Annotated in this window: 16 protein-coding genes; 12 read left to right on the top strand and 4 right to left on the bottom strand. The window is 64.1% G+C overall.

Annotated features, from left to right (window positions below):
- The 4 genes from VME63_RS00215 to VME63_RS00200 form a co-directional block, all read left to right on the top strand.
- Nucleotides 1-1577, top strand: a 1577-nt coding sequence (locus VME63_RS00215) for a carboxyl transferase domain-containing protein (protein WP_325429025.1), incomplete at its 5' end; no start/stop codon positions are given.
- Between the two features lie 50 nt (nucleotides 1578-1627).
- On the top strand, nucleotides 1628-3319 hold the full coding sequence (locus VME63_RS00210) for a molecular chaperone HscC (RefSeq protein WP_325429023.1): 1692 nt from the start codon (nucleotides 1628-1630) through the stop codon (nucleotides 3317-3319).
- Entirely contained in the window at nucleotides 3316-4794 is a 1479-nt protein-coding gene (locus VME63_RS00205; protein ID WP_325429020.1) for a J domain-containing protein, read from the top strand. The genes VME63_RS00210 and VME63_RS00205 overlap by 4 nt, the downstream gene beginning before the upstream one ends.
- 603 nt (nucleotides 4795-5397) lie before the next feature.
- A complete protein-coding gene (locus VME63_RS00200; protein WP_325429018.1) occupies nucleotides 5398-6399 on the top strand; it encodes a phospholipase D-like domain-containing protein in 1002 nt (333 codons plus the stop codon).
- Between the two features lie 92 nt (nucleotides 6400-6491).
- Here VME63_RS00200 and VME63_RS00195 read toward each other — a convergent pair whose 3' ends face one another.
- The gene (locus tag VME63_RS00195; RefSeq protein WP_325429016.1) at nucleotides 6492-9494 is read right to left on the bottom strand and encodes a TonB-dependent receptor; all 3003 of its coding nucleotides are present in this window, start codon (nucleotides 9492-9494) and stop codon (nucleotides 6492-6494) included.
- A 411-nt stretch (nucleotides 9495-9905) separates the two neighbouring features.
- Between VME63_RS00195 and VME63_RS00190 the strand changes: the two genes are divergently transcribed.
- Nucleotides 9906-10280, top strand: a complete 375-nt coding sequence (locus VME63_RS00190) for a hypothetical protein (protein ID WP_325429014.1) — start codon at nucleotides 9906-9908, stop codon at nucleotides 10278-10280.
- Nucleotides 10281-10569: 289 nt separating this feature from the next.
- Here VME63_RS00190 and VME63_RS00185 read toward each other — a convergent pair whose 3' ends face one another.
- Genes VME63_RS00185 through VME63_RS00175 form a run of 3 tightly spaced genes read right to left on the bottom strand, consistent with a single transcriptional unit; the run spans nucleotide 10570 to nucleotide 12955 of the window.
- Nucleotides 10570-10872 (bottom strand): DUF6587 family protein, encoded by a 303-nt coding sequence (locus VME63_RS00185; RefSeq protein ID WP_325429012.1) that lies wholly within the window; start codon nucleotides 10870-10872, stop codon nucleotides 10570-10572.
- Nucleotides 10869-12713, bottom strand: a complete 1845-nt coding sequence (gene feoB / locus VME63_RS00180; RefSeq protein WP_325429010.1) for a ferrous iron transporter B — start codon at nucleotides 12711-12713, stop codon at nucleotides 10869-10871. Before feoB ends, VME63_RS00185 begins: the two co-directional genes overlap by 4 nt.
- Complete coding sequence (locus VME63_RS00175; protein WP_325429008.1) at nucleotides 12710-12955, bottom strand: FeoA family protein; 246 nt, start codon at nucleotides 12953-12955, stop codon at nucleotides 12710-12712. Before VME63_RS00175 ends, feoB begins: the two co-directional genes overlap by 4 nt.
- Before the next feature lie 125 nt (nucleotides 12956-13080).
- Here VME63_RS00175 and VME63_RS00170 point away from each other — a divergent pair, with 125 nt between their 5' ends.
- From VME63_RS00170 to VME63_RS00140, 7 genes are all read left to right on the top strand, one after another.
- Nucleotides 13081-13875: an enoyl-CoA hydratase-related protein gene (locus tag VME63_RS00170; protein ID WP_325429006.1), complete on the top strand. Its 795-nt coding sequence runs from the start codon at nucleotides 13081-13083 to the stop codon at nucleotides 13873-13875.
- A 16-nt stretch (nucleotides 13876-13891) separates the two neighbouring features.
- A complete protein-coding gene (locus VME63_RS00165) occupies nucleotides 13892-14410 on the top strand; it encodes a cupin domain-containing protein (protein ID WP_325429004.1) in 519 nt (172 codons plus the stop codon).
- Nucleotides 14411-14516: 106 nt separating this feature from the next.
- The gene (locus VME63_RS00160) at nucleotides 14517-16514 is read left to right on the top strand and encodes an acetyl/propionyl/methylcrotonyl-CoA carboxylase subunit alpha (protein WP_325429002.1); all 1998 of its coding nucleotides are present in this window, start codon (nucleotides 14517-14519) and stop codon (nucleotides 16512-16514) included.
- A gap of 207 nt (nucleotides 16515-16721) precedes the next feature.
- A complete protein-coding gene (locus VME63_RS00155) occupies nucleotides 16722-17627 on the top strand; it encodes a hydroxymethylglutaryl-CoA lyase (protein ID WP_325429000.1) in 906 nt (301 codons plus the stop codon).
- Nucleotides 17628-17693: 66 nt separating this feature from the next.
- Nucleotides 17694-18179 (top strand): GNAT family N-acetyltransferase, encoded by a 486-nt coding sequence (locus VME63_RS00150; protein ID WP_325429035.1) that lies wholly within the window; start codon nucleotides 17694-17696, stop codon nucleotides 18177-18179.
- Between the two features lie 10 nt (nucleotides 18180-18189).
- Nucleotides 18190-18783, top strand: coding sequence for a YdeI/OmpD-associated family protein (locus VME63_RS00145; RefSeq protein ID WP_325428998.1), 594 nt, complete (start codon nucleotides 18190-18192; stop codon nucleotides 18781-18783).
- Complete coding sequence (locus VME63_RS00140) at nucleotides 18780-19358, top strand: GNAT family N-acetyltransferase (RefSeq protein WP_325428996.1); 579 nt, start codon at nucleotides 18780-18782, stop codon at nucleotides 19356-19358. The genes VME63_RS00145 and VME63_RS00140 overlap by 4 nt, the downstream gene beginning before the upstream one ends.
- Nucleotides 19359-19402: the final 44 nt, after the last annotated feature.

Below are 19402 nucleotides of genomic sequence, written 5' to 3'. Positions count from 1 at the left end.
ATAGTCCCGAGGCCAAAGCCCGCGCGGGGCATAATCGCGCTCTCGCCGAAGCCTTGCGCGCGAAGGTTGCGGAGACCGCGCTCGGCGGCTCCGAGGCCAGCCGCGAGCGCCACACCGCGCGCGGCAAGCTGCTGCCGCGCGAGCGGGTCGACCGGCTTGCCGATCCCGGCAGCCCCTTCCTCGAGCTCGCGCCGCTGGCCGCCGAGGATCTCTACGACGGCGCCGCGCCCGGGGCCGGGGTGGTCGCCGGGATCGTCCGCGTGCACGGCCGCGAGGTCGTCGTCGTCGCCAACGACGCCACGGTCAAAGGCGGCACCTACTACCCGATGACCGTGAAGAAGCACCTGCGGGCGCAGGAGGTGGCGCTGGCGAACCGGCTGCCCTGTGTCTATCTGGTCGACTCCGGCGGCGCCTTCCTGCCGATGCAGGACGAGGTGTTTCCGGACAAGGAACATTTCGGGCGCATTTTCTATAACCAGGCGCGCATGTCCGGTCTTGGCATTCCGCAGATCGCCGTGGTCATGGGCTCTTGCACCGCCGGCGGCGCCTACGTACCGGCGATGAGCGACGAAACCATCATCGTGCGCGAACAGGGCACCATCTTCCTGGGCGGCCCGCCGCTGGTGAAGGCCGCCACCGGCGAAGTGGTGGATGCCGAAGCGCTGGGTGGCGCGGACGTACATACGTCCATCTCCGGCGTGGCCGACCACTTCGCGGAAAACGACGCGCACGCGCTGTCGATCGCGCGGGACATCGTCGCCAGCCTCAATCGCAAGAAAGACATGCCGCTGGCGCTGCGCCCGTCCGTTGAGCCCCGCTATCCGGCCGAAGAACTTTACGGCGTGATTCCGCAGGACACGCGCCGGCCGTTCGATATCCGCGAAGTGATCGCACGCATCGTCGACGATTCCCAATTCCACGAATTCAAGGCGCGCTACGGCAAGACGCTGGTATGCGGCTTCGCGCACATCCATGGCTATCCCGTGGGCATCGTCGCCAACAACGGCATCCTGTTTTCCGAATCGGCGCTCAAGGGCGCCCATTTCATCGAACTGTGCAACCAGCGCAACGTGCCGCTGGTCTTTTTGCAAAATATCACCGGCTTTATGGTCGGCAAAAAATACGAAAACGCCGGCATCGCCAAGGACGGCGCGAAGATGGTCACGGCGGTGGCGTGTTCGCATGTACCCAAGTTCACGGTGGTGATCGGCGGCAGCTTCGGCGCCGGCAATTACGCGATGTGCGGCCGCGCCTATGGCGCGCGTTTCCTATGGATGTGGCCCAATGCGCGCATCAGCGTGATGGGCGGCGAACAGGCCGCCAGCGTGCTGGCCACGGTCAAGCGCGACGGCATCGAAGCGTCCGGCAAAAACTGGAGCACCGAAGAAGAGGATGCCTTCAAGGCGCCGATCCGGGAGCAATACGAACGGCAAGGCCACCCCTACTACGCCAGCGCGCGCCTGTGGGACGATGGCATCATCGATCCGGCCGATACGCGCCGGGTGCTGGGCCTGGCCATTTCCGCCTCGCTCAATGCGCCGATCGAACCGCAGCGGTATGGCGTGTTCCGCATGTAATGAAGACGTGGCCTAACGGCCATGGACGCAAGACAGGGGGAAGTTAGGCAATGATCGTTGGCATCGATCTGGGCACCACCCACTCGCTGATCGGTTGTTACGGCGAGTCGGGTCCGCAATTGTTTCGCAACGCGCTGGGCGAATACCTGACGCCGTCCGTGGTAAGCATGGACGAGGACGGCCACATGATCGTCGGCGCGGCCGCCCGTGACCGGCTGATCAGCCATCCCGGCGTGACCGTCGCCGCGTTCAAGCGCTGGATGGGTACTTCGCGCGAAACCGCGCTCGGAGGGCGCAGCCTGCGTGCCGAGGAGCTGTCCGCACTCGTGCTTCGCTCGCTGCTGGCCGACGCGGAAGCGGCGCTCGGCGAAAAAGTGCGCGAAGCGGTGATCAGCGTGCCGGCCTATTTTTCCGATGCGCAGCGCAAAGCCACCCGTGCCGCGGGCGAACTAGCCGGCGTGAAGGTCGAGCGGCTGATCAACGAACCCACCGCCGCGGCTCTCGCCTACGGACTGCAAGAGCGGCAGGAAGGCAGCCGCTTCCTGGTCTTCGATCTGGGCGGCGGAACCTTCGACGTATCGATCCTGGAAATGTTCGAGGGTGTCGTGGAGGTGCACGCCAGTGCCGGCGACAACTACCTCGGCGGCGAGGATTTCCTTGAAATACTGCAGAACACCTGCCTGGCCGACCTGAAACTTCGCGCAGACGATTTCAGCCCGGTCGAACGCGGCTCGCTCCGACGCCGGCTTGAAACGGTCAAGCGCGCGCTGACCCAGCAGCAGACTGCCACGCTCGACTGCCAGATCGGCAAACACACTATTCAGTGGCAGCTCGATCAGGATCGCTTTGCGCACCTGGCCGATCCGCTGTTGCAACGCATGCGCGCACCGTTGGAGCGTGCGCTGAGGGACGCGCGCCTGCGCCCGGACCAGCTCAACGAGATCGTGCTGGTCGGCGGCGCCAGCCGCATGCCGCTGGTATCGCGCCTGGCCACGCGCATGTTCGGCCGGTTGCCGTTGCGCCACGTCAATCCCGACGAAGCCATCGCCATCGGCGCGACGGTCGCGTCGGGCCTGAAAAGCCGCAACGCCAAGCTGGAAGAAATCATCCTCACCGATGTCTGTCCCTATACGCTTGGCGTGGAAGTCGGGCAGCGCGATGCACATGGCCACATACAAAATGGCATGTTCTCGCCGATCATCGAACGCAATAGCGTGGTGCCGGTCAGCCGCGAGAACACCTACCAGCCGCTCAGTGAGCGCCAGCAGGTGCTGGAGCTGAAGATCTACCAGGGCGAAAATCCGCTCGTAGCCAACAACATCAAGCTCGGCCAACTGGACATTCCGATGGACCCGCGCTTGTCGACCGCACAAAACCAGGTCACCGTGCGCTTCACCTACGACATCAACGGTGTGCTGCAAATCGAGGCGACCCCGGCGGCGACGGGCATCTGCCATGAACTCGTGCTGGAACAAAACCCGGGCCTGCTCAGCGAAACGGAGATACGCGCCCGCCTTGCCTCCTTGTCGGAGCTGAAGATCCACCCGCGTGCGCGGCAGGAAAACATCGCCCTGCTGGCGCGCGCCGAACGGCTGTACGAAGAGTTTCTTTCCGCCCGACAGGTGCTTCAGCAGTGGATCGGTCAATTCCGCCAGACGCTGGAAAGCCAGAACGAGAAAACCATCGGCGAGCATCGCGACAACTTTCGTCAGGCACTCGATGCGCTGGAAGCGCAGCTTTGAACTGGGCCTACGAGTTGCTGGGCATTTCGCCTGATGCCGATGAGCGCACGGTCAAGCGCGCCTACGCACAGCTGCTGCGCACGACGCGTCCGGACGAGGATCCCGAAGCATTCCAGCGCTTGCATACGGCCTACAAGACCGCGCTGATGCGCGCCGCCCGGCCAAACCAGTCCACGCCGGCCCAGGCGCCCGTTGCGCGCGAATCCGAGCCGACGGCCACGACGCCAGTGCAGGCGCCGCCCGTAGCGCATGAGCAGGCCCCTGAACCCGCACAACCCGCAACCCCACCGCCGCCTTCGCCGGCACCAGCCAGGGTCGTCACCGTCAGCGCCAACCAGCTGGCCGATTCGGTCATCACCAGCGCCATCCAGACCGAGGACCACCTCGAACTCACCCGGCTACTGCAGGACAGGCCGGAGTTCTGGTCGATCCAGGTGAAGCAGCAAATCGGGCAGATGGTGCTCGGCAAGCTGTTCAAGAACCCGCAACCGATGTCATCGCGCAACCTGGACGCCGTGCTGCGCTTCTTCAATCTCGACCACGTGCTGTCGGGCATCGACCCGTTTGCGCTGCAGCAGCTGCGCATGCGGCAATCGCTGCAATGGGAACTCAAACCAGAGCATCATCACGAGCTTGCGCGCCGGACTAGCGTAACCACCGGCGGTACTCCCGACGTCACTAAGCTGCGCCGTCATCTGGCGCTTTTGCAACAACCTCTTCGCTGGTACCACATTGCCACCTCCGCACTGAGCAGCGAACGCGTCAAGCGTCGCGGCGATTTCGTGCGCGCCTTTTGCGGCGGCATGTTCGAGGAAATTCGCCCACCGCTCAATCGCGAACACGCGTTGTTCTGGCATCGCGCGTCCACGCCGGGCGCGATGATCTGGGAGCGGTTTGCCGTCAACACGGTTCGCGCTGTCTACATCGGCCTCTTGCTGGCGCTCCTCACGCTGGCAGTGTGCAGCCTGCTCGATGGGAGCCCCGGCGAAACGGTATGGAGTCGTGTCGTCGCCCCGACGATGCTTGCCTTTGCAGGCACCCTCGCTGCATGGCTGGCGCTTGCGGGCTGGGCATGGCTCGACGGCTGGCAACGTCTACCCGAATCCATGCCATCGCGCTGGATATGGCTGCGACGCCTGGCCATCCCTGCGCTGTGCGCTACAGGCGCGGGGTTCGCTTACCTGGCAGATATGCCACTCATCGGCGGCCCGGTGGTGGCGCTCGCGCTCATACTGTCACTGCGCCGCTGGCTTTCCCGCCGATCGCGTGCCGGGTCGAGCTTCTCTTTCGGATCGTTGCGTGCTCCGCTGTGGATCGGCGGCATCGTCTTGAGCAACGCATACAGATCGTATGCCCACGATAACACCGTCGCACTCGATATACCGTTCGCCGCCATCGGCGCGGCCGTGGCGATGTGCTTGTGGCTGCTCGACACGTGGCGTCATCGCGCCACCCTATGGCCAAAGAACGCGTGATGCTGCTACCGCTAAAAATGCAATTCCGGTGCGACCGCATTTGACTGGCCTTTTGGGCGAAAGCATTCACGCAGCCGTTCGCGACCAAGATGCACGCGCGCCAGCTGCGCTTGGCGATTTCTGGTCGTAAAACAGGCCAAGCTGCTTTTGACGGCTCGTCACTGCCAATGGCGCACCTCACGTATTCATAAGCCCGGAACGTGCGGTGGATGACACCACACCGCCGCCGGTCGGCGACCGCCCAACCGCGCCGACGCGCACTGCATGGCGAGTAGTGCGAGACATCCACACATGGCGTGATGGAAGCGTCAACCGCCAACCATCTCCCGCTTCTGTGTGCGCCACATCACATCGGTCGACAAAACGTTCACGTTCACCCCATCGCGACGAAGGCGCACGAACGCTAAACGCACATCGCGTTGCCATCTCGAAGAAAGATTCGTGTCATCTAGAGCCGTTGTGATCGCCGCTTCGGCCGGCGTGCACATGCGTTGCAATGCGGGGAAGACCGGGTGGACCGGTCAGGCCGGAGCCGCCCAGGGAGAGCGGCAGTCGATTGCGCACGGAATGCGCGCCTACCTTCCGACTCTATAAGGATTAATCATGAAGCGTGAACGTTCTTTTGCGAAAACGATGCTTTCCGCTGCACTGGTCTGCGCTTTCGGCGCGGCCGCTCCGGCCTTCGCGCAGACCAGCCAGACACTGGTGATCGAGCCCGACCAGGGCTTCACCTCGATCTACAACCTGATCTCGGCGGCCAAGTCAACCATCGACATGACCATGTACGAACTTCAGGACACCACCGCGCAGAACCTGCTGTGCACGGCCGCCTCCAACGGCGTGAAGGTTCGCGTGATCCTGGACGTCAACGACGAGAAGAGCAACAACACCTCCGCCTACGATCAGCTGAAGGATTGCGGAGTGAGCGTGGTGTGGGCCTGGACCAAGTATGAGGCGACACACCAGAAGACGATCACGATCGACGGCGCTACCGCCAACGCGCAAACGGCGATCATGACCGCCAACCTCACCAGCCGCTACTACAGCACCACGCGCGATTTCGCGGTGATCGAAAACAACGCGACCGATATCGCCGCTATCGAAGCCACCTTCGCCAAGGACTACGCGCACGACTCCGTCACGCCCTCCGACGGCGCCGACCTGGTGTGGAGTCCGACCAATTCGCAGACCTCCCTGCTCGACATCATCAACAATGCCAAGACCAGTCTGCTGGTCGAAAACGAGGAAATGAGCGACAGCGCCATCGTCAGTGCGCTGGAGAAGGCCGCCGAGAAAGGCGTGAGCGTGACCGTCGTGATGACCAATGACGATAACGAATACTCCAGCGAGTTCAACGCGCTGACCAAAGACGGCGTGAAGATCAGCACGTATCCGGATAACGATACGGCGCTGTACATCCATGCCAAGGCGATCGTGGCCGACTACGGCACGTCCAGCGCGGTGGCGTTCGTGGGTTCGGAAAACTTTTCCAGCGCTTCGCTGACCGAAAACCGCGAACTGGGCTTGACCACCACCAATGCGAGCGTCCTGCAGCAGCTTGAGAGCACCATGAGCAGCGATTATTCGGGCGGCACGCCGTGGTAATCCACCATCACCGGTAAAACATCGCCGGTACGGAAAAGGCGCATGGGTTGCCACCCATGCGCCTTTTTCCAGTCAGGTGAAACAACCGCGCATCAGTAATCGTAGGTGACGCCCAGACGCACGTAACGCGGCGTCTGCAACAGCATCACCGTTCCATACTGCGGGTTCGGCGCGGCCGGCACGGTACCGGTGTTGTATTCCGGATATTCGTTGAGCGGCGCCTGATTGTTGGTGATGTTGACCACATCCAGGCTAAACCCGAGCTTGTGCGCGGCAAATGCCGGCCGATAACGCACGCCGATGTCCAACTGCTTCTCCCATGGCAAGCGCCCGGCCGCCCCGGGCGGCGAAGGCAGGCCGTTGCACCATTGATAGAGCGAACCGTAGCCGACCGGATCGGTCTGGCCGGGTCCGTACAAGCCAAGGCAATAGCGCGGACCGCCGGATACCAGCGTCAGGTTCGCCGACACTTGCCATTCGGGCGTGAGCTGGTAATAGCCGAAGGCTTTCAGCTGATGCGTATGGTCCTCGCCCTGCGGGCCGATGCCGTATTCCATCAGCTGCGGGAAATCCCAGTAGGTGGTCTGCGTGGCCGCCAGGGCCTGGATGTCGGTTTCACCCATGCCTTCGTTGTTGCCGTAGCTGCGCGAGAACACGTAATCGATCTTGCCGTACCACTTGCCGTCGAACGGATGTTCCAGGAACGATTCCAGCCCGTAGTACTTGCGCACCATGTCGGGGAAACCCATTTGCGCATTGGTCAACGTCACGTTGTGAAAGACGCCATTGGGATCTTCTACCGCGAACGTGTTGGACTGGCCCGGATTGATGTAGTAGCAACTGGCATTGTTGACGTCGGTGATGCCTTCGGATGCCGCCTTGTTGATCACCGTCTGGATATCGCAATAATCGTCGATGTCGTGGCGCAGGATGCGGCGCGTCAGCTTCGCGCCGTAAATCCACGACGAACCCAGCGTCTTGGTGAAGCCGAGAATGAATTCGTCCTGATCTTCGGCCTTGAGATTCTGCACCGTGATCGTGCGCGGGTCGGGCGTCTGGCCGAAGGCATTGTCCGCCGACACGGGCGGAGAAACCTGGGTCAGGCCGATGGGCGTTCCGTTCGGCGCGATGCCGCTATAAGTGAAATATTGCTGCGTGCTGATGTAGCCGTTGGCGGGGCCGCCGGGCGCCAGCGGCGCGCCGAGGTAATAACGCCCGGCGTTGCCGTACACCTTGAAGCTGCCATCGCCATTCACGTCCCAGCTGAAGCCCAGGCGCGGCGCCCACTGCGGCTTGTTCTGCGCCATGTACGACTGGCCCGCCGCGTTCAAATTGGTGAAGCCGTCGTCGCGCAAACCGATCGACAGCAGCCAGCGATCCGTCGCCTGCCACTGATCTTCGATGTATTGGGCGCGTTGCTTGGTAAGCAGGTTGGCGCCGCCGATAAACATGTTCTTGCTGACGTAGTAACCCGATGCGCCGTTGGGATAGTTGGCCAGCGCGCCGACGCCCAACGCGGGAATAAGCGGCACGGTCGGATCGGGCGTCTGTCCGTAATTCCAGTAATAGCCCGGGCCGGAGCTATTGTTGCCTTGATCGAAGGCACCCGAGGTCAGGTTGTCGATACCGGCGGTGATGGTGTGATTGCCGATCACGTAGCTTAAGCTCGCACGCAGGTTGCTGGTGCGGTAGTAGGGGTTGTACAGCGAAGCGATGGTCTGCTGGCCGTTGTTCGGCACGCCATTGTTGTAGGCCGGGTTCTGGTAGGTCGCGCCGGCGATATACGTGGCGTCGGGATCGTAATCCACCGGTACGCTGTAGTTGAACGTCTTCATCTTGCCGTACATGGCAGTGAAGGTGAGGTCGTCCGTGATGTAGCTGGTGAACTTCGCCGACCACATGTCGCCACCGCTCTTGGTGTCGTTGGCATAACCGCGGAACGTGGTTTCCTGCTGCGCGTTGTAGTCGTAGTTGTAGTAGGTGCCCAGGCCTTCCTCTTTGCTGGAGGCACCGGTAAGTTCCAGCAGGTTCTTGTCGGTGATGTTCCAGTTGACCTTCGCATACCACTTGGGCAGGCGCGTCTTGTAGTTTTCGGCAGGCGTGCTGGAGGTAACGTTGTTGACGGTCTGGCCGCCTTCGTCGCTCATTTCAGCCGAGGCGAACAAGAACAGCTTGTCTTTGATGATCGGGCCGCCGACGTAGGCGTCGTAAACGGACGTCCAGTGGCTGTCCTTGCTGTTGGGGTCGAACAGATTGCCCGCCACCGGCGAAGGCGGCGTGCCGTTGGCGTAATAGGTGTTGTCCTGGGCCGAGCGCAGGCCCTCGGGCTCGTATAGCATTTGGCCGCCGAAGTGCCACTGGTTGGTGCCACTCTTGCCGATCATGTTCAGCACGCCGCCGTCGGAGCGGCCGTACTGGGCGCTGTAGCCACCGGTATAGACTTCTTCCTGATCGATCGAACCGTACGGCAGTGTGATGCCGCCCTGCCCCAGATACGGATCGGTGGTGTTGAAGCCGTTGATGTAATACGCGTTCTCCTGCACCGACGAACCGCCGAAGCTCACCAGCGGCACGCCGGTGGTACTGGTGAAGCCGCCGCTGTCGGCAACGGCACCGGGCGCGAGCAGCGCCGCTGCCTCCGCCGTGCGCGGCAAGGGCAATGCCGCCAGCTGCGCGGCGGTGATGACGGTGCGCGAATCGACCGTGCTCACGTCGATCGGCGGCGTGCTGTTCGCCGTCACCGATACGCCCGAAAGCTGCTTGGCCGCCACCGGCTCGGAGAACGACACGTTGACACCAAGGCCTACGTTCACGGTCACGTGATCGTGCGTCTGTACCGCCGTGCCGCTGCGCATCAGGGTGACGGTGTAAGTGCCCACCGGCAGCTGCGTGGCGTTGTAGCGCCCCTGGCTGTCGATGCCGACTTCGCGCGTCAGGCCCGAGTCGCTGCGCACGACCACGCTGAGATCTTTCTCGACCGGCACCTGGCCGTAAATGCTGCCGGTGGTGGACTGTGCGTGCAAGCCAGCGGCCATCAGCAACGAACCGATCGTCAGACCCAGGCATTTCTTCTTCAACGCATACGTTCTTTTCATGTTGGCCAACCCCTCCCTCTTTCGAATGATGACTTTCATCAACCCTGCAAAAAGTGCCTTGCCGTACTCCCGTTCCATGGCATGCGGGACACCTGCGCGACGTTGCCGTCACGGGTGTTCTTGGCGCGCATCCATCGCTCCCCTGCCACTTCCTGCCGCTCGTCCGATCGCCGTGTCCGCGCATCTCCCCAGCCGCGCGGATGGCGCCGAACGCTAGGTCGTGGGTATTCGTGCGGCGGGGCACGGGATGCCTCGCCGTTTACGCTTGCCCGTCATCGCAGCAAGCGGCGTTGTCATGCGTGCCCCGCTTCGCGATGGATCGCGAACGTTTCCACCGCGCGCACCGTCTCGCTGGCCGAGTGCGAGACGCTCGCCGGCATCGATACAACCGTCCAAGTCAGTTGGCCCGGCATGCCGCTGCCGCTGGGCGATCAGATCCCGCAACAGCGCGCGAACCTCGACGCCAGGCAGCGTGGCCGCCGCATTGCGCCGGCAGGCCGGCGGCCGCGGGATGTCCCGCAAGGTGCCGGCACAACCCAGCCGGGCCGGCTCGCCAAGCGACGCCGCGCACAACGATTCGATGGTGAGGACATCCCGGACGGGCTGGGCAGGCATAAGCTTCCGACAAGATATGATGCAAATCGAAATGTTTCAAAACGGCAAACCAACAGTATTCGAAAACAAATACGCCTTGCAAGTCCTGTCGTATTCTTTCGTAACGAAAAGGCCAACCGCGGACATATCGGCCGGCTGGCGCCGGATTTTCGCGATATGCCAGGCGGCTGACGCCCCGGAAACGGGGCACCGGACGGCATGAGCCGCTAAAACGCAAGGAACCGCAAGCCATGGAGACCGGGCACGGCACATGCGCCTTCGCCGGATAGCCAAGTGGGAGATGTGCCTTCGCTAGAGACCGGGCACGGGGTTTACACCACCTCTATTCCGCGCCGACCGCCTACAGGCCGCCAGCGCGCAACGCCGACGCCTTCTGCCCCGAATCGCGTCACCCCGCCCTGTCACTGTCACCGCCATGGCCGGCGGCCTGTCCGGGTTGCAGAGCGTTGCCGCTAGGGCATTACTTGGCGCGCGGGCGAAATTCCAGCGGACGTACATCCGAATGCGCCGCAGCCGGCGGCTTGGGGCCGCAAGCGCCGCAGGTGCTGCAGCCGTCGCTGCAGTTGCCGGTGGCCTGCTTGGGTTGCAGATGGCGGCCGACGCCGCGCAGCCAGGCCGCGTGCCCGGGTTGGCTGAAACGGATCGATGCCGCGGCCAGCCAGCGATTGGTCAATTGCGGCGCGAGCTTGCGCAACGCATACAGCGCGCTGGCGAACACCGCCACGCCGATCACCACGTACTGGACAAGCAGACTCGTACTCACAGGAACAGCCTCGTCACCTGATAAGTGATCAACGACGCCGCGTAAGCGACCGCGAACATGTAGCTGAAGGATATGGCGACGTTGCGCCACGAATTGGTTTCGCGGCGGATCACCGCCAGCGTGGACATGCACTGCGGCGCGAACGCAAACCACACCAGCAGCGACAGCGCGGAAGCCAGCGAGAAGTTCGTCGTCAGCGCATGCGCCAACCCGCTACCCTGCGCATCGCCACCGGCCACCGCATACACGGTCGCCAGCGCCGCCACGGCGGTTTCGCGCGCCGCGAAGGCCGGAATCAGCGACAGGCTGATCTGCCAGTTGAAACCCAGCGGCGCGAAGATGTACTGCAGGCCACGGCCAAGATAACCGGCAATGCTGTAGTCGATCGCGGGCCCGGTCGCGCCGGCCGGCGGCGATGGGAAGGTGGAGATGAACCACATCAGGATCGTCAGCGCCAGTATCACGCCGGTCAGGCGCTTGAGGAAGATCGCGCTGCGCTCGTACAGGCCGATCGCCACGTCGCGCGGCTGCGGCATGCGATAGGCGGGCAGTTCCATCAGCAAGGCGTGCTCGCTGCGGTCGCGGTGCAGGTGCTTGATCACCCAACCCACCAGCATGGCGCCGCCGATGCCGGCCACGTACAACGCAAACAGCACCAGCCCCTGCAGATTGAAAATACCCAGCACGCGATGCATGGGAATGAACGCACCGATCAGCAGCGCATACACCGGCAACCGCGCCGAGCACGTCATCAGCGGCGCCACCAGGATGGTGGTGAGGCGATCGCGCGGATCCTGGATGCTGCGCGTGCCCATGATGCCGGGAATGGCGCAGGCGAAGCTGGAAAGCAGCGGAATGAAGGAACGCCCGGTCAGCCCCACGCCCAGCATCAGGCGATCGAGCAGGAAGGCCGCGCGGGGCAAATAGCCCGATTCCTCCAGCGTGAGGATGAAGAAGAACAACACCAGGATTTCCGGCAGAAAGCCCAGCACCGTGCCCAGGCCCGTGCAGATGCCATCTTTCAGCAAGCCGCGCAGCGGCCCTTCCGGCAACCACACGCCAAGCTGCGCGCCCAGCCAGTCGAAGCCGTCGCCGATCAGGTCGCTCATCGGCTTGCCGAACGAATACACCGCCTGAAATACCAGAAACATCACCACGGCAAGAATCATCAGCCCGAACACCGGATGCAGCGCCCAGCGATCGAGCGCATCGTCCAGCGCGTCGGTGGCGCGCGGCATGCGCACGGTGGCGGCGAGCAACTCGCGCACCTGCGCATGCAGGTCTGCGCGGCTGATCGGGTCATCGGGCTGCGCGGGCGCCGCTTCGGGCACTTCGCCGTCCACGCGCTCGATCAGCGCGCGTGCGCCGCCGCGCTTGACCGCGATGGTTTCCACCACCGGCAGGCCCAGGCGACGCTGCAGCTCGGGCACGTCGATCTCGATGCCGCGACGGCGCGCGGTATCCATCATGTTCAAGGCCAGCACCACCGGGCGGCCGAGCCGCTTCACTTCAAGCACGAAGCGCAGATGCAAGCGCAGGTTGGTGGCATCGGCCACGCAGACGATCAAATCCGGCGCCGCCTCGCCCGGGTAATTGCCTTCCAGCACGTCGCGGGTGATCTGCTCGTCGGGGCTGGCCGCATCGAAGCTGTAGGTGCCGGGCAGGTCCAGGATCTGCAGCACGCGGCCCGACGGTGCGGTAAAGCGCCCTTCCTTGCGCTCCACCGTGACGCCGGCGTAATTGGCCACCTTCTGGCGGCCGCCGGTGAGCTGGTTGAACAGCGCGGTCTTGCCGCAATTGGGATTGCCGACCAGGGCAATGCGCAGCGTATCGGCGCTCATGCGACCTCCTGCGCCCGCACGCTGACCCTGGCCGCTTCCGCACGACGCAACGCAAAACGGGTCGAGCCGATCTGCACCAGCAAGGGATCGGCACCGATCGGCCCACGCGCCACCAGGCGCACCTGCTCGCCCTCGACAAAGCCCAGATCGCGCAGGCGTTGCGCGATCAGGTCGTCGGGATGGCTATCTTCGACTCGTTCAACCACAGCGGAAGCACCTTTCGGCAGATCGGACAGGCGCACGGTTGCCAGCTTTCTAAATAAGAATAGTTCGCATTGTATCCACTTTTCGCATGTAGTGCAGTGGAACCGTCATCTTTGCCCGGCAATAGTTAAGATGCCCGCGTTTGCTTCCCAGGATTCCCCCCATGACCTGCGCCGTCCAAATCGCCGACCACAGCGGCATCCGCGAGCTTCGCCTGAATCGCCCGGAGGTCCACAACGCCTTCGACGACCGCCTGATCGCCGATCTCACCGCCGCGCTGGAGGCGGCAGCTGCCGACCCGGCCGTGCGCGTGGTGGTGCTTACGGGCGTGGGCGCAAGTTTTTCCGCCGGCGCGGACCTCCACTGGATGCGCGGCATGGCCAAGGCCGGCGAAGCCGAGAACCGCGACGACTCGCTGCGCCTGGCCCAGCTGATGCGCACGCTGCAATTTCTGCCCAAGCCCACCATCGCGCGGGTCAATGGCGCGGCCTACGGCGGCGGCGTGGGGCTGGTCGCGTGCTGCGACATCGCCATCGGCGTGGATAGCGCCAAATTCGGCCTCACCGAAGTGAAACTTGGCCTGGTGCCGGCGGTGATTTCGCCATATGTGATCGCCGCGATCGGCTTGCGCAATGCGCGCCGGCTGTTCCTTACCGGCGAAGTGTTCGATGCCGACACCGCCGCGCGCATGGGTCTGTTGCATCAGGCGGTGCCGGCGGACATGCTCGACGACACCGTGCACGGCGTGCTCAAGCAATTGGCCAAGGCCGGCCCGGTGGCGCAGCACGAAGCCAAGCGGCTGGCATTTGGCATGCACGGCTTCACCGAGGAAGCGGCCGTACGCATCGACCGCGACAACGCGGCGTTGATCGCACGGTTGCGTGTCTCGGCCGAAGGCCAGGAAGGCCTGGGCGCCTTTCTCGACAAACGCGCGCCCGCATGGAGCGCCAACACTTGAAACCTCTGGAGTCGTCATGACCAAGCCGGTGCTCAACCTCGATGAAGTAGTGCTCCAAACACCTGCCGCCGATCGCGCGCCCAAGGGCGCGAACGCGCAGTATTACGATATCCGCCGGGGCAAGATCGCCAGCCGGATCGGCGCGCGCAAGCTCGGCTACAACCTCACCGCCGTGGCGCCGGGCAAAACCAGTTGCCCGTTCCACAGTCATCGCGTGGACGAGGAAATGTTCTTCATCCTGCAAGGCACCGGCGAGCTGCGCTACGGCGACGCGCGCTACCCGCTGCGCGCGGGCGATGTCATCGCCTGCCCCACCGGCGGCCCGGAAACGGCGCACCAGATCATCAACACCGGCGAGGCGGAACTTCGTTATCTTGCCGTGAGTACCGAGTCGGACGTGGACATCTGCGAATACCCCGACTCGGGCAAGTACCTTGCGTCTGCATCGGGCGATCCATCCGGAAAACCGCTGCCGCGGCAGGTTCGCGTGATCGGCCGGCCCGAGGATTCGCTGGACTACTGGGACGGCGAATGAACCACACCCGCGCCCGGCGCCATGCTGCGCCGCGCATCGGCTAACGCGTACGAATCTGATAGTTTTACAGGCTTTGCAGCCGTCGTATCACCCGCAAGGATCTCGCATGTTCGAGCGCGTACTGATTGCCAACCGCGGCGAGATTGCCTGCCGTGTCATCCGCACCTGCCGGCGCTTAGGGGTCCACACCATCGCCGTCTATTCGCAAGCCGACAAAGACGCGCAGCACGTACGCCTGGCCGACGAAGCCTGGCCGATCGGCGGCCCGCGCCCGGCCGATTCCTACCTGCGCGGCGAGGCGATCCTGGAGGTCGCAAAAAAATCCGGCGCGCAGGCAATCCATCCCGGCTATGGCTTCCTGTCGGAAAACACCGGCTTCGCGCGCGCCTGCAGCGATGCGGGCGTCGTCTTCATCGGCCCGCGCCCGGAAAGCATCGACGCCATGGGATCGAAGGCAGCGGCCAAGGCGCTCATGGAGCGCCACCAGGTGCCGCTGGTGCCGGGCTATCACGGCGACAACCAGGAGCCCGCATTCCTTGCCGAACAAGCACGCAAGACCGGCTTTCCGCTGATGATCAAGGCGGCGGCGGGCGGCGGCGGCAAGGGCATGCGCATCGTGCGCGGAGAAAAGGAATTTGCCGACGCGCTCGCCTCGGCGCAACGCGAGGCGGCCAGTTCCTTCGGCGACACGCGCGTGATCCTGGAGCGCTATGTGGAGCATCCGCGCCACATCGAATTCCAGGTGTTCGGCGATACGCATGGCAACATCATCCATCTGAACGAGCGCGAATGCTCCGCGCAGCGCCGCTACCAGAAAGTGCTGGAAGAAACGCCCTCGCCTTTCCTCAACCCCGAGCGCCGCAGGGCCATGGGCGAGGCGGCGGTCGCCGCGGCCAGGGCGGTCGATTACGTGGGCGCGGGTACGGTGGAATTCATCGTCGGCCAGGACGGCACGTTCTTCTTCATGGAAATGAACACGCGCCTGCAGGTGGAGCACCCGGTCACCGAAGAAACGCTTGGGCTTGACCTGGTCGAATGGCAGCTGCGCATCGCAGCTGGCGAGGCGCTGCCGTTGCGGCAGGAGCAAGTGCAGGCGCACGGCCACGCGATCGAGGTGCGGCTGTACGCCGAGGATCCGGACCAGAATTTCCTGCCCGGCTCGGGCAAGCTGCGCGTGCTCAAGCTACCGGCACCGTCGCGGCATGTGCGCCTGGATGGCGGAGTGATCGAAGGCGACACCGTCACGATTTTCTACGACCCGATGATCGCCAAGCTGATCGTCCATGACACCGACCGCACGCAGGCGCTGCAGCGCCTGCGCGAGGCGCTGGCCGAATGCGAGATCGTGGGGCCCAAATCCAACATCGCCTTCCTGGAACGGCTGGCGCGCCATCCGGTGGTAGTCGAAGGCCGCATCGACACCGGTTACCTGGACCGCCATCTTGACCAATTCCTAACCGGCGACGCCGCCGTACCCGAAGCGGTGCTGTTCGCCGCCGCCACTGCCGCGCTGCTGTACGACGAAGGCGCCGTGGTCGCCGCCGCCTCGTCCACTTCCGATCCTTACTCGCCGTGGTCGCGCGCCGATGCGTGGCGCATCGGTCATGCCGGCAAGCGCATCGTGGCGCTGGCGTCGCGCGACCAGCGTTACGAAATCGAAGCGCATGGCCATGACGGCGACTACCAACTGCAGCACGGCCCGTCGCAAGGCCAAGTGCAAGGCGCGCGCCTCCAGCACGGGGTACTCAGCGCACGCCTGAACGCCGAAGGCGTACGGCTCGCCGCGCGCGCCTTCGGCGATCGCGTGCTGCTGCACGACGCCTGCGGCCAACGCTACGCCTTCGCGCGCGCCGCCGCGTTCGCCTGGGAGTCGAAAGAAGGCGGCGGCGGCAATCAGATCATCGCGCCGATGCCCGGCCGCATCGTTTTAGTAAAAGCCAAGGCAGGCGATAAGGTGGAAGAAGGCCAGGAAATCCTGGTCATGGAAGCGATGAAAATGGAGCTTGCCTTGAAGGCCCCGCGCTCGGGCACCATTGAAAGCGTGAGTGCCGCGCAGGGCCAATTCGTCGAGGCGGACGCGGTTCTGGTGCGTTTTACAAATTAATTACCCGATAAATAGAAGACTTCGTCATCGGCTTCCTGGCGTGGGTAGGTATGGCAACGCAAGCGTGGATGTACCTGGCAGTATCCATCGCGATGGCGCCATGGGCGATCGCGGCGCGCGTTCGCAGCCTGCGCGCGGCATCCATGCTCCCGCCCATCCTGCCCGTGCGGCGACCCCGCCCGCTTTCCGAGCCGTAACCGGATGCTCATGGATACTTCCCATTTCGTACGCATCGTCGAAGTCGGCGCCCGCGACGGCCTGCAGAACGAGAAGACGCTGCTGCCGCCGGAGGTCAAGATCGCGCTGATCGACCGGCTTTCCTCGACAGGGCTCAAGACCATCGAGGCGACCAGCTTCGTCAGCGCGCGCTGGGTGCCGCAGTTGGCCGATGCGGACGAAGTGTTCCGCCACATTCGCAAGGTGCCGGGTGTAAGTTATCCGGTGCTGGTGCCCAACGAACAAGGCTATCGCGCCGCGCGCGAGGCGGGCGCGCAGGAAGTGTCGGTGTTCACCGCGGCCTCCGAGGCGTTCAACCGCGCCAACATCAACGCGACCATCGCCGATTCGCTGGTGCGCTTCCAGCCGGTGATGGACAGCGCCAAGGCCGATGGCGTGAAGGTGCGTGGCTACGTGTCCACCGTGCTGGGCTGCCCGTACCAGGGCGAGGTGCCGGTGGCCGACGTGGTCAGCGTCGCCAAACGCCTGTACGAGATGGGCTGCTACGAAATCTCGCTCGGCGACACCATCGGTGTCGGGACGCCCGCCAAGGCGCGTGCGATGTTGCGCGCGGTGGCGCAGGAAGTGCCGATCCATGCGCTGTCGGTGCACTTCCACGACACCTACGGCCAGGCGCTGGCCAACATCCTGTCCTGCCTGGAGGAAGGCGTGCGCGTGGTCGATAGCGCCGTGTCCGGCACCGGCGGCTGTCCATATGCAAAAGGCGCCACCGGCAACGTCGCCAGCGAGGACGTGGTCTACATGCTGCACGGCATGGGCATGCAGACCGGCGTGAACCTGGACCTGCTCGTCGCGACCGGCGCGTGGCTCGCCACACAGCTCAACAAGCCCACGGCCAGCCGCGTGACCAAAGCGCGCACCATGTCGGCGGCCTGACCATCGGCATCTTGCGCCGGCCCGCAAGGTCGTTACGCTGGTGAACTCCCCTTGAGCCAGCGCCGTATGTCCGAATTCGTGATCCGCCCCATCGAGCCGCGCGACGACGCGGCGGTCGCCGGCGTCATTCGCGCCGTCATGCCCGAATTTGGCGCCGACGGCCCGGGCTTCGCCATTCACGACGCCGAAGTGGACAATATGCATGCCGCTTACACACAGCCGCGCAGCGCGTATTTCGTGGTCCAATGCGATGGCATCGTACTCGGCGGCGGCGGCGTGGCGCAGTTGGAAGGCGCCGCCGAAGACGTCTGCGAACTGCGCAAGATGTACTTTCTGCCCCAAGCGCGCGGCATCGGCGCCGGCGCCGCGGTGATGCGGCACTGCCTGGATGCGGCGCGCGGCTTCGGCTTCAAACGCTGTTATCTTGAAACCCTGACCGGCATGGATGCCGCCCAGTCGCTGTACCGCAAGCACGGGTTCGTGCCGCTGAATGCACCGATGGGCGGCACCGGCCACTTCAGCTGCGACCGTTTCTTCATCCTGGATCTTTGACGAGGTTGCCATGGCCAGCCGCGATCCGCGCGTGGATGCCTACATCGCCAAATCCGCCGACTTCGCGCGGCCCATCCTGGAGCACATTCGCATGGTGGTGCACAGCGCATGTCCGGAAGCGGAAGAAACCATCAAATGGGGTTTTCCGCACTTCGATTATCGCGGCGCAATGATGTGTTCGATGGCCGCGTTCAAGCAGCACTGCAGCTTCGGCTTCTGGCAGCGCAAGGATGTGACGGGCACACAGGCCGAGCAAGGCATGGGCCAGTTCGGCAAGATCCTCAGCATCAAGGATCTGCCCGGCAAGCGCGAGCTGACCGGTTATATACGCAAGGCAATGGCACTGAACGATGCCGGCATCAAGAAACCGCGCCCGGCAAGCGCGCCCAAACCACCGCCCATCCTGCCCGCCGATTTTGCGGCGCTGCTCAACAAGCGCGCTGCCGCGCGCAAGACCTACGAAGCGTTCAGCCCCAGCGCGCAACGCGAATACATCGATTGGATCACCGAGGCCAAAACCGATGCCACCCGCCAAAGGCGTATGGACACGGCACTGGAATGGCTCGCCGAAGGCAAGCAACGCAACTGGAAATACATGAAATGATCCGCATCGCCCGCGCCGAGGATGCCGCTGCCATCCACGCCATCTACGCGCCCGCCGTCACCCATAGCGCGATCACGTTCGAAACCGAGCTGCCCGGCGTCGAGGCCATGCGCCAGCGCATCCTTGCGCGCCTGCAGCAGTATCCCTGGCTGGTGTGGGAAGAACATGGCCAGGTGCTGGCCTATGCCTACGCCACGCGCTTTCGCGAACGCGCCGCATACGACTGGATCGCCGAAACCTCGATCTACGTGCACACCGATGCGCGTCGCCGTGGCATTGCGCGCCGCTTGTATGACACCTTGCTGCAGGTGATGACCCTGCAGGGCATCAACCAGGCCATGGGCGTGATCACCCTGCCCGGCGAGGTGAGCGTCGCGCTGCACGAAGCGATGGGTTTTACGGCGGCCGGCGTATGGCGCAAGGCCGGCCACAAAGCCGGACAGTGGTGGGACGTGGGCGTATGGCAGAAACAGCTGCAAGCGCCCACGAATCCACCAACGCCGCTGCAAGCGTTTTCGTCGTTGGCCGCATCGCCTGAGCTGCTTCAATGGTTAAAGCGCGTGCCCGGCGCGTGAATCAACCCCAAGGCCAGGCACGCACTGCATGCCTGGCCCTGGTT

Origin of the sequence: Dyella sp. (genome assembly GCF_035503745.1) — a bacterium.
Classification (GTDB): Bacteria; Pseudomonadota; Gammaproteobacteria; order Xanthomonadales; family Rhodanobacteraceae; genus Dyella_B.
The sequence above is the reverse complement of the archived record's forward strand: the minus strand, read 5'-3'. Positions and strand labels throughout refer to the sequence as shown.

Coding starts and splice junctions, on each gene's coding strand:
- feoB (WP_325429010.1), bottom strand. CDS start 12,713: ATGAGCGCCGATACGCTGCGCATTGCCCTGGTCGGCAATCCCAATTGC.
- VME63_RS00150 (WP_325429035.1), top strand. CDS start 17,694: ATGTCCGAATTCGTGATCCGCCCCATCGAGCCGCGCGACGACGCGGCG.
- VME63_RS00190 (WP_325429014.1), top strand. CDS start 9,906: ATGCCGCTGCCGCTGGGCGATCAGATCCCGCAACAGCGCGCGAACCTC.
- VME63_RS00165 (WP_325429004.1), top strand. CDS start 13,892: ATGACCAAGCCGGTGCTCAACCTCGATGAAGTAGTGCTCCAAACACCT.
- VME63_RS00195 (WP_325429016.1), bottom strand. CDS start 9,494: ATGAAAAGAACGTATGCGTTGAAGAAGAAATGCCTGGGTCTGACGATC.
- VME63_RS00170 (WP_325429006.1), top strand. CDS start 13,081: ATGACCTGCGCCGTCCAAATCGCCGACCACAGCGGCATCCGCGAGCTT.
- VME63_RS00140 (WP_325428996.1), top strand. CDS start 18,780: ATGATCCGCATCGCCCGCGCCGAGGATGCCGCTGCCATCCACGCCATC.
- VME63_RS00210 (WP_325429023.1), top strand. CDS start 1,628: ATGATCGTTGGCATCGATCTGGGCACCACCCACTCGCTGATCGGTTGT.
- VME63_RS00160 (WP_325429002.1), top strand. CDS start 14,517: ATGTTCGAGCGCGTACTGATTGCCAACCGCGGCGAGATTGCCTGCCGT.
- VME63_RS00200 (WP_325429018.1), top strand. CDS start 5,398: ATGAAGCGTGAACGTTCTTTTGCGAAAACGATGCTTTCCGCTGCACTG.
- VME63_RS00145 (WP_325428998.1), top strand. CDS start 18,190: ATGGCCAGCCGCGATCCGCGCGTGGATGCCTACATCGCCAAATCCGCC.
- VME63_RS00155 (WP_325429000.1), top strand. CDS start 16,722: ATGGATACTTCCCATTTCGTACGCATCGTCGAAGTCGGCGCCCGCGAC.